7 protein-coding genes are annotated in these 9,366 nt (G+C 70.7%); 6 read left to right on the top strand and 1 reads right to left on the bottom strand.

Annotated elements, in window-relative coordinates:
* The first annotated feature begins 120 nt into the window (after nucleotides 1–120).
* A complete protein-coding gene (gene rsmA / locus JYK17_RS36400) occupies nucleotides 121–1,053 on the top strand; it encodes a 16S rRNA (adenine(1518)-N(6)/adenine(1519)-N(6))-dimethyltransferase RsmA (protein WP_222812060.1) in 933 nt (310 codons plus the stop codon).
* Nucleotides 1,050–1,943, top strand: a complete 894-nt coding sequence (locus tag JYK17_RS36395) for a 4-(cytidine 5'-diphospho)-2-C-methyl-D-erythritol kinase (RefSeq protein WP_108008353.1) — start codon at nucleotides 1,050–1,052, stop codon at nucleotides 1,941–1,943. The genes rsmA and JYK17_RS36395 overlap by 4 nt, the downstream gene beginning before the upstream one ends.
* Before the next feature lie 10 nt (nucleotides 1,944–1,953).
* On the opposite strand, the gene JYK17_RS36390 is transcribed toward JYK17_RS36395, so the two are convergent.
* Nucleotides 1,954–2,550, bottom strand: coding sequence for a Uma2 family endonuclease (locus tag JYK17_RS36390; RefSeq protein WP_108008351.1), 597 nt, complete (start codon nucleotides 2,548–2,550; stop codon nucleotides 1,954–1,956).
* 156 nt (nucleotides 2,551–2,706) lie between these two features.
* On the opposite strand from JYK17_RS36390, the gene JYK17_RS36385 reads away from it, so the two are divergent.
* The 4 genes from JYK17_RS36385 to JYK17_RS36370 all read left to right on the top strand — a co-directional run bounded on the left by JYK17_RS36385 (nucleotide 2,707) and on the right by JYK17_RS36370 (nucleotide 9,365).
* Nucleotides 2,707–4,509, top strand: coding sequence for an ABC-F family ATP-binding cassette domain-containing protein (locus JYK17_RS36385; RefSeq protein ID WP_108008349.1), 1,803 nt, complete (start codon nucleotides 2,707–2,709; stop codon nucleotides 4,507–4,509).
* Between the two features lie 191 nt (nucleotides 4,510–4,700).
* Nucleotides 4,701–6,482 carry an outer membrane protein assembly factor BamB family protein gene (locus tag JYK17_RS36380; protein WP_222812059.1) on the top strand — a complete coding sequence of 594 codons (1,782 nt, stop codon included), beginning with the start codon at nucleotides 4,701–4,703 and terminating at the stop codon, nucleotides 6,480–6,482.
* Nucleotides 6,483–6,537: 55 nt separating this feature from the next.
* Nucleotides 6,538–8,385: an outer membrane protein assembly factor BamB family protein gene (locus JYK17_RS36375; protein WP_222812058.1), complete on the top strand. Its 1,848-nt coding sequence runs from the start codon at nucleotides 6,538–6,540 to the stop codon at nucleotides 8,383–8,385.
* Nucleotides 8,386–8,651: 266 nt separating this feature from the next.
* Nucleotides 8,652–9,365: a helix-turn-helix transcriptional regulator gene (locus JYK17_RS36370; RefSeq protein WP_108008343.1), complete on the top strand. Its 714-nt coding sequence runs from the start codon at nucleotides 8,652–8,654 to the stop codon at nucleotides 9,363–9,365.
* Nucleotide 9,366 lies beyond the last annotated feature (1 nt).

Below are 9,366 nucleotides of genomic sequence, written 5' to 3'. Positions count from 1 at the left end.
GCCCCGCGCCCGGCGCCGCCTCCTGCCCCGCCGCCCGACGCCCCGCGCCCGGCACCGCCTCCTGCTCCGTCGGCCGACGCCCCGCCCCGGCCACCTCGCCCGCCCCGTACCCTTGTCGCCGTGAGTAGCAGCCCCGCCCCCGATGCCCTGCTGGGTCCCGCCGACGTCCGTGAGCTTGCGGCGGTCCTCGGGGTTCGGCCGACCAAACAGCGTGGTCAGAACTTCGTGATCGACGCGAACACGGTCCGGCGGATCGTACGTACCGCGGACGTCCGGCCGGACGACGTGGTGGTGGAGGTCGGGCCGGGGCTCGGTTCCCTCACCCTCGCGCTGCTGGAGGCCGCCGACCGCGTCACCGCCGTGGAGATCGACGACGTGCTGGCCGCGGCGCTGCCCGCCACCGTCGCGGCCCGGATGCCGGAGCGCGCGGAGCGCTTCGCGCTGGTGCACTCCGACGCCATGCGGGTGACCGAGCTGCCCGGCCCCGCCCCGACCGCGCTGGTCGCGAACCTCCCCTACAACGTCGCCGTGCCCGTCCTGCTGCACATGCTCGAGACCTTCCCGAGCATCGAGCGCACCCTCGTCATGGTCCAGTCCGAGGTCGCCGACCGCCTCGCCGCGGCGCCCGGCTCGAAGGTGTACGGCGTCCCCTCGGTGAAGGCCAACTGGTACGCCGAGGTCAAGCGGGCCGGTGCCATCGGGCGCAATGTCTTCTGGCCCGCACCGAACGTCGACAGCGGCCTCGTCTCGCTCGTCCGCCGAGCCGAGCCGATCAGGACCACCGCCACGCGGCGCGAGGTCTTCGCCGTCGTGGACGCCGCGTTCGCCCAGCGCCGCAAGACGCTGCGGGCCGCGCTCGCCGGCTGGGCCGGGTCGGCCGCGGCGGCGGAGGAGGCGCTGGTGGCCGCCGGGGTGTCGCCGCAGGCGCGCGGCGAGGCCCTGGGCGTCGAGGAGTTCGTGCGCATCGCTGAGCACGCCCGGCACACCGGGAACCACGAAGAGAGCGCCCAGCGCGCAGTGCGTGCCGAGAACAAGGAGCCCCGTCACCAGTGAGCGTCACCGTCCGCGTCCCCGCCAAGGTCAACGTCCAGCTCGCGGTGGGTGCCGCCCGTCCCGACGGCTTCCACGACCTGGCCAACATTTTCCTGGCGGTCGGCCTCCACGACGAGGTCACGGTGACGCCCGCCGACGAACTGCGCGTCACCTGCGAGGGCCCGGACGCCGACCAGGTGCCCCTGGACACCACCAACCTCGCGGCCCGCGCCGCCCTCGTGCTCGCCGCACGGCGCGGCATCGAAGCGAACGTGCACATCCACATCGCCAAGGACATCCCGGTCGCGGGAGGCATGGCGGGCGGCAGCGCGGACGGCGCGGGCGCCCTGCTGGCCTGCAACACGCTCTGGCGGACCGGCGCCTCCCGGGCCGAACTCCTGTCCATCTGCGCCGAGTTGGGCAGCGATGTGCCGTTCAGCCTGGTCGGCGGGGCGGCGCTCGGCACCGGACGCGGCGAGAAGCTGCGCACCCTCGACGTCGGAGGGACCTTCCACTGGGTCTTCGCGATGGCCGGCCGGGGGCTGTCGACCCCGGCCGTCTTCCGTGAGTTCGACCGTCTGGCCGAGGGCCGGGAGATCCCGGAGCCGGTGACCTCACCGGAGCTGCTGCGGGCGCTGGCCAAGGGGGACGCGGAGGCGCTGGGTGCGGCGGTCTCCAACGACCTGCAGCCCGCGGCGCTGTCACTGTTCCCGGAACTGGCGGACACGCTGGCCGCGGGGCGCGCGGCGGGGGCACTGGCCTCGCTGGTCTCGGGGTCGGGGCCGACGACGGCGTTCCTGGCGTGGGACGCGGAGGCGGCGGAGGCCGTCGCGGCGGCGCTGCGAGCCTCCGGCACCTGTCGGGACGTACGCACGGCGTCGGGGCCGGTGCCGGGGGCCACGGTGGTCTGACGGCCAACCCTCAGAGTTCGTCGATGGCCGTCAGGTCGATGTCGATGGAGTAGGGCTTGTCGACCTTGATGCGATCGCGGTGCATACCCCTGTACGTGTACGTCCTGGTGAGCGGCTCGAGTTCGTAGACGTGGATCACGGGCCTGCCGTCTGTCCCGCTTGCTTCGACGCGCCAGAAATTCGGGATACCGGCGGTGGCGTACTTCTGCGGTTTGGTCGTACGGTCGCGGGACTCGGACTCGGGCGAGACCACTTCGACGGCCAGAAGTACGTCGTCGGCCCGGTAACTCGTCTGTTCCGGCCCGGTGATCGCGCCGGTCCGGATCACGCTCACATCGGGTTCGGGACCGTTGCGCCTGTCGAGGATCACGGTCATCTCCCGGCTGACCCTGAGTTCGGCGGGCAGACCACTGCTGCGCAGGCCGAAGACGAGCAGGTCAACCACGTTCCCATGGAAACGGCGCTGCGGACTCACGAAAACCAGGCTCCCGTCGATCAACTCGGTGTGCGGCGGGAGATTTGGCAGCGTGAACAGGTCGTCCACTGTGTATCCGTCCAGCGGTGGCACCGGCCATTGCATCTGGTGCTCTACGGACTCGGCGGTCATGGTTCCTCCCATGGACGGGATCCTGCTGCCCGCATTCCACGGTAGCGGCCCGTTCCCGATCACGTCATCACAAAGAGTGACTGTCCCCTCGCGTCCCGGCCCCGTCCCGGCAGGGCCTACGCTTGAAAGCTGATCGATCCACCGAGCAGGAGAGTAATGGCCGTCAACCTGGTCAATGTCGAGAACGTCAGCAAGGTGTACGGCACTCGTGCCCTCCTCGACGGCGTCTCGCTCGGCGTCTCCGAAGGGGACCGGATCGGGGTCGTGGGGCGCAACGGTGACGGCAAGACCACCCTCATCCGGATGCTGGCCAAGCTGGAGGAGGCCGACACCGGGCGGGTCACGCACTCCGGCGGGCTGCGTGCGGGCGTGCTCACCCAGCACGACTCCCTCGACCCGGAGGCGACTGTCCGGCACGAGGTCATCCGGGACCTGGCCGACCACGAGTGGGCGGGCAACGCCAAGATCCGCGATGTGCTCACCGGACTGTTCGGCGGCCTCGACCTGCCCGGCTTCCCACAGGGCCTGGACACGGTCATCGGACCGCTGTCCGGCGGCGAGCGGCGCCGTATCGCGCTGGCCAAGCTGCTCATCGAGGAGCAGGACCTGCTGGTCCTGGACGAGCCCACCAACCACCTCGACGTCGAGGGCATCGCCTGGCTCGCCCGGCATCTGCGCGAGCGCCGCTCGGCGCTCGTCTGCGTCACCCACGACCGGTGGTTCCTGGACCAGGTCTGCACCCGCATGTGGGACGTGCAGCGCGGCTCGGTCTACGAGTACGAGGGCGGCTACTCCGACTACGTCTTCGCCCGCGCCGAGCGCGAGCGCATCGCCGCCACCGAGGAGACCAAGCGGCAGAACCTGGTCCGCAAGGAGCTGGCCTGGCTGCGCCGCGGCGCTCCGGCCCGTACGTCCAAGCCCCGCTTCCGGGTCGAGGCCGCCAACGAGCTGATCGCCGACGTGCCGCCGCCCCGCGACAGCTCCGAGCTGATGCGGTTCGCCTCCACCCGGCTCGGCAAGACCGTCTTCGACCTGGAGGACGTCACCGTCCAGGCGGGCCCCAAGGTGCTGCTCAAGCACGTCACCTGGCAGCTGGGCCCGGGCGACCGCATCGGTCTCGTCGGGGTCAACGGCGCCGGCAAGACCTCCCTGCTGCGGGCCATGGCGGAGGCGGCGCGCAGCGAGGGCGAGGTGCAGCCGGCCGGTGGCCGGGTCGCCGTCGGCAGGACCGTCAAGCTCGCCTACCTCTCCCAGGAAGTGGCCGAACTCAGCCCGGAACTCCGGGTGTTGGAGGCCGTCCAGCAGGTGCGCGAGCGCGTCGACCTCGGCAAGGGCCGGGAGATGACCGCCGGGCAGCTGTGCGAGACGTTCGGGTTCAACAAGGAGAAGCAGTGGACGCCGGTCGGTGACCTCTCCGGCGGCGAGCGGCGCAGGCTCCAGCTGCTGCGGCTGCTGATGGACGAGCCCAACGTCCTCTTCCTCGACGAGCCCACCAACGACCTCGACATCGAGACCCTCACCCAGCTGGAGGACGTCCTCGACGGCTGGCCCGGCTCGATGATCGTCATCTCCCACGACCGGTTCTTCGTCGAGCGCACCACCGACCGGGTGTTCGCGCTGCTCGGCGACGCCACCCTGCGGATGCTGCCGCGCGGCATCGACGAGTACCTGGAGCGGCGCCGGCGGATGGAGGAGGCGGTCGCGGCCGCCGCGCCGGTCGCGCAGAAGGCCGTGCCCGACCGGAGTTCGGCCGACCAGCGTGCCGCGAAGAAGGAGCTGCAGAAGATCGAGCGCCGGCTCGACAAGATCTCCGAGCGGGAGACGAAGCTGCACGCGCAGATCGCCGAGAACGCCACGGACTTCGCGAAGGTCGGTGAACTGGACGCGGAGCTGCGGGAGCTGGCCGGCGAGCGCGAGGAGCTGGAGCTGCGCTGGCTGGAACTCGCCGAGGACGCGTGAAGGGTGCGTGAAGGCGCATAACGGGGGCGTCACGAGCCGGTCCTCCCTTGGGAACAGGGAGTGACGCGGCTCGGTGTGCTGTCGGGCCCGAGTGATAGAAAGAGCCGTCTGAGAACTTTCTGAGTACGACTCTGGGTCCGTCACAGCTCAGGGCGTGGCTAAAAATCAGTGAACGAGGGGGAGACGCGCTGATGACTCAGCCGCCCAATCAGCCGCCCAACCAGCCGCCGCAGCAGCAGCCGCAGGACGGATTCGGAGCTCCGCAGACTCCGCCGCCGCCACCGCAGTCCCCGCCGCCCGCCGCCCCGCAGCCCGGCTACGGCTACCCGCAGGCGCCCCAGCAGCCGGGCCCCTACGGCCAGCCGTCGGGTCCGTACGCCCAACCGGGCCCCTACGGACAGCCCCAACAGCCGGGCCCGTACGCCCAGCCCGGCCCCTACGGCCAGCCGCAGCAGCCGGGTCCGTACGGCCAGCAGCCCGGTTACGGCTACCCCCAGCCCCAGTACCCGGGCGGCCCCGGCACCCCGCCGCCCGGCTCCGGCTCCAAGAACCCCTTCAAGGGCAAGCCCGGCCTCGCCATCGGTGCGGCCGTCGTCGCGCTGGCCGTCATCGGCGGCACCGTCTTCGCCCTGACCAGCGGTGGTGGCGACGACGACAAGAAGCCGGTGGCCCACAAGAGCGACGACCCCAAGCCCACCGCCAGCGCCCCGGTCAACCCCGGTGACGGCAGCGGCAACGGCGGCGAGGACCCCGAGGACCTCAACTCCGGCCGCCAGCCCGGCGAGGCGAAGGTGCTCTGGTACAAGGAGGCGCCGGACGCGCCCGGTTCCGGAGCCGACGCCCCCGGGATGTGGATCACCGACAAGACGGCGGTGAAGGCGGCGTACAAGCAGGTCTTCGCCTACAACACCGGCGACGGCAACCCCACCTGGAACCCGATCACCTTCCCGCAGAAGATCTGCGCGGTCACCCCGCAGCAGTCGGCCGACGACAAGGTCGTGGTCGCCTACGAGAGCGGCACCAGCGACCGCGCCAAGTGCAACCAGCTCCAGCAGATCGACCTCAACACCGGCCACAGGGGCTGGAAGACGCAGCTCGCCGACGGCGCGCTGTTCGACAGCGCCATCACCATCTCCATGTCGATCACCGGCAAGACGCTGATGGTCGGGCGCTCACAGTCCGGTGTGGCCTACAACGTCGACTCCGGCAAGAAGCTCTTCGACAAGAAGAAGTACGGCGACGCCTGCTTCCCGACCGCGTTCGCGGGCGGCAGCAAGCTGATCGCCGTGTCCTCCTGCGACGCCACCGGGTCGAAGGAGCACGACGAGATGCAGGAGCTCGACCCCACGACCGGCAAGGTCAGGTGGACGCAGAAGTTCGACAAGGGCTGGTCGGTCGCGCGGACGTACTCCCTCGATCCGCTGGTGGTCTACAGCACGAACGAGGACAAGAAGGCGTGGAACATCTCCACCTTCGACTCGAACGGCAAGTACAAGTCGCAGGTGAGCTTTGACGAGGACTTCGCCCCCCAGTGCGGCTGGGCGATCCTCCAGCGTGACCTGCAGGGCTGCAAGGGCGTGGCATCCGACTCGACCACCCTGTACCTGCCGACCGAGGCCACCAGCGGCGCGAACGAGGTCGTCGCGATCAACCTCGCCACCGGCAAGGAGAAGTGGCGGGTGAAGTCCCCGGCGGACGAGTCGATGCTGCCCATCAGGACGGAGGGCGGCAAGCTCATCGCCTATGTGCAGCCGTCGTACGACGCGGGCGGCCAGGTCGTGTCGATCCCGACCGGCGGCTCGGCGCACAAGCCGGTGAAACTGCTGCAGAACCCCGCCGGGGCCGCGCAGGTCGAGAACGGCTTCTTCTCCAAGGACTTCGACTGGGTCGACGGGCGCTTCTACCTCTCGACCACCCGGCTCAACGGCAACGACGACACGAAGGAGAAGTTGATGCTCGCCTACGGCAAGTGACTCCTCCTCTTCCTCCCGCACCCACCCCGTCGTCCGTTCCCGAGGTGTTCACCCCATGACCCAGCCACCGCCCCCGCCGCCCAACGAGCCCCCGCAGCAGAGTGGTTTCGGTCCGCCCCAGGACCAGCCGCCGTCCCTGGACAAGCCGCAGGCCCCGCAGCAGCCGCCCGCACCGCCGCAGCAGCCCGGCTTCAGCGCCCCGCAGCAGCCGGGCTACGGCTACCCGCAGGCACCCCAGGCCCCGCAGACGCCCCCGCCGCCGCAGCAGCAGCCCGGATACGGCGCCCCGCAGCCGCCGGTGGGCCAGCCGCCGCAGGCACCCCAGGGCTACGGCTACCCGGCCCAGCAGCCGAACCCGTACGGCCAGGGCCCGAACCCCTATGGCCAGCAGCCCGGTTACGGCTACCCGCAGGGGACCATGCCGCTCCAGCCGCAGCCCGCGCCGCCCGCCGGCCGCAAGCCGATCAACGCGCAGCTGGCCATCATCGTGGCCGCGGTCGTGGCGATCGCGCTGATCGTCGGAGGCGGCATCTGGTACGCCAACTCCGGCAAGGGCGACGACAAGAAGGACGACACCGCCAGCTCCAGCGGCGGCACCGGCGGCAAGGACAGCAAGGGCGACACCGGCGGCACCTCCACCAAGGGCGTGGAGAAGGTTCCCTCGAACCCCGCCTCCCACGTCCTGTACCAGGTGCCGGAGCCCAAGGTCGACGACAGCACCGTGGTGTCCGGCTCGTGGCTCACCGACAAGGCGTACGTCAAGGCCGGGGTCGCCGAGATCAACGGCTACGACCGCGACAAGGGCACCAAGCTGTGGACCATCAAGCTGACGGGGCCGGTGTGCGAGGCCAGCACCCACACCACCTCCGACAACAAGACGGCCGTCGTCTACCAGCCGAAGATGCCCGCGAAGAACAGCTCGGCGGGCTGCAGCAAGGTCTCCGCGCTCGACCTGAACGCGGGGAAAATGCTGTGGACGAAGTCGGTCGACTCCGGTGACCGGCCGATCAGCCTGGACAACGTCACGGTCAGCGCCAACACCGTCGCCGCGGGCAGCACCAGCGGCGGCGCGGCCTGGGACATCACCTCCGGCAAGTCCCTGTGGGCGCCCAAGCCCACCGACACCTGCTACGACGCCGGTTACGGCGGCGGCGAGAAGCTGGTCGCGGTGCGCAAGTGCGGCACCTACGACCAGCGTCAGCTGCACATCCAGACCATCGACCCGAAGTCCGGGAAGGTGATCTCGGAGTACAAGATGACCTCGGGCATCGAGTACGCCTCCGTGGTGTCGACGAACCCGCTGGTCGTGGCCGCCGACGTGGGCGACAGCGCGGGCGACGGCAGCGGCATCTCGGACTTCTTCTCCATCGACAACAAGACCGGCAAGCTGATCACCCGCATCTCCGCGCCGGGCGACCAGTTCGCGGCCAAGTGCGACGGCATCACTAAGATCGAGTCCTGCACCGGCCTCGCGGTCGGCAAGGACCGGCTGTACGTCCCGACCGAGGAGCACGACGGCACCGGGGACTACAGCCAGACCAACGAGATCGTCGCGTTCGACCTGGCCACCGGCAAGCAGACCGGGCAGCGCGCGGACGCGGGCGACGGCTACACGATCACCCCGCTGCGCATGGACGGCGCCAATGTGATCGCCTACAAGCGCCCGCCGTACGACAAGGGCGGACAGGTCGTCAGCATCGACGGCAGTTCGTTCAAGGAGACCAAGCTGCTGGAGAACCCGTCGACGGAGCAGGTGCGGGACGCGGAGACCAGCATGTCCCCGGAGTACTCCGAGCTGATCTACAGCCAGGGCCACCTGTACATGTCCGGGGTCTACGCGGACAAGCCGTCCGGCTCCGGCGACAAGGAGTATCTGGCGATCGCCTTCGGCACCGGCGCCTAGAGCCGGCCGAGCATTCCGCCGCCACGGCCCCGCCCCTGCTCAGGGGCGGGGCCGTACGCATACCGTCGATCGTCGGCGAATGCCAGAAATTCCGCCGATCCGGGGCACTTCTCACCGGTAGGGGGAGCGCAACGTCGAACAAGCGTGTAGCTTCCGGGGGCATGAAGAGCGGGGGAGCCGGGAGGGGGCTTTCGTCCGCGCGGACCAGTGGGCACGCATGAGGGTGCATCCACGGGGATCCATTGGGGGGACTGGGGGGTTGCTCGATGGGAGTGCGGCTCATGGTGGTCGACGACCACCGTCTGCTCGCCGAGGCGCTGGCCTCGGCGCTCAAGCTGCGGGGGCACCGGGTGCTCGCCGCGGCGGCGCCCGCCGCGGGGGCGGCGGAGCTGGTGATCACGCGCGCACCTGAGGTGTGCCTGCTGGGTACGGCGACACCGGCGGAGCCGGGCATCTTCGACCCGGTGGTGAGGATCAAGCGGGAGCGCCCGCAGGTGGCGGTGCTGGTGCTCGGCCCGGTGCCGAGCCCGCGCGGCATCGCCGCCGCGTTCGCGGCCGGGGCGTCGGGCTACGTACGCCATGACGAACGCATAGAGGCGGTGGAGCGCGCCATCATGAAGGCCCGGGCGGGCGAGGCGGCGGTGGCGCCGCAGTTGCTCCAGGGGGCCTTCAGCGAACTGCTCAACCCGGCGGCGCAGCCCGACGACGAGGGCCAGCGCCTGCTGCAGATGCTCACCCCGAGGGAGGTCGAGGTCCTGGTCAGGGTGGCCGACGGCGAGGACACCCGGCTGATAGCGGCCGGCATGGGCATAGCGCCCTCCACCGCCCGCACCCATGTGCAGCGCGTCCTGATGAAACTGGGCGTAGGCTCCCGCCTCGAGGCGGCGGCGCTGGCCGCGCGCACGGGTCTGCTGGACAGAGCGGGCCCGGTGCCGAACGCGAAACCTGTGGAGATGGAACCGGGGCCGGAGGCGTCATAGC

The organism is Streptomyces plumbidurans, assembly GCF_019857225.1.
Classification (GTDB): Bacteria; Actinomycetota; Actinomycetes; order Streptomycetales; family Streptomycetaceae; genus Streptomyces; species Streptomyces plumbidurans.
This window is presented reverse-complemented; position numbering and strand designations above follow the sequence as displayed.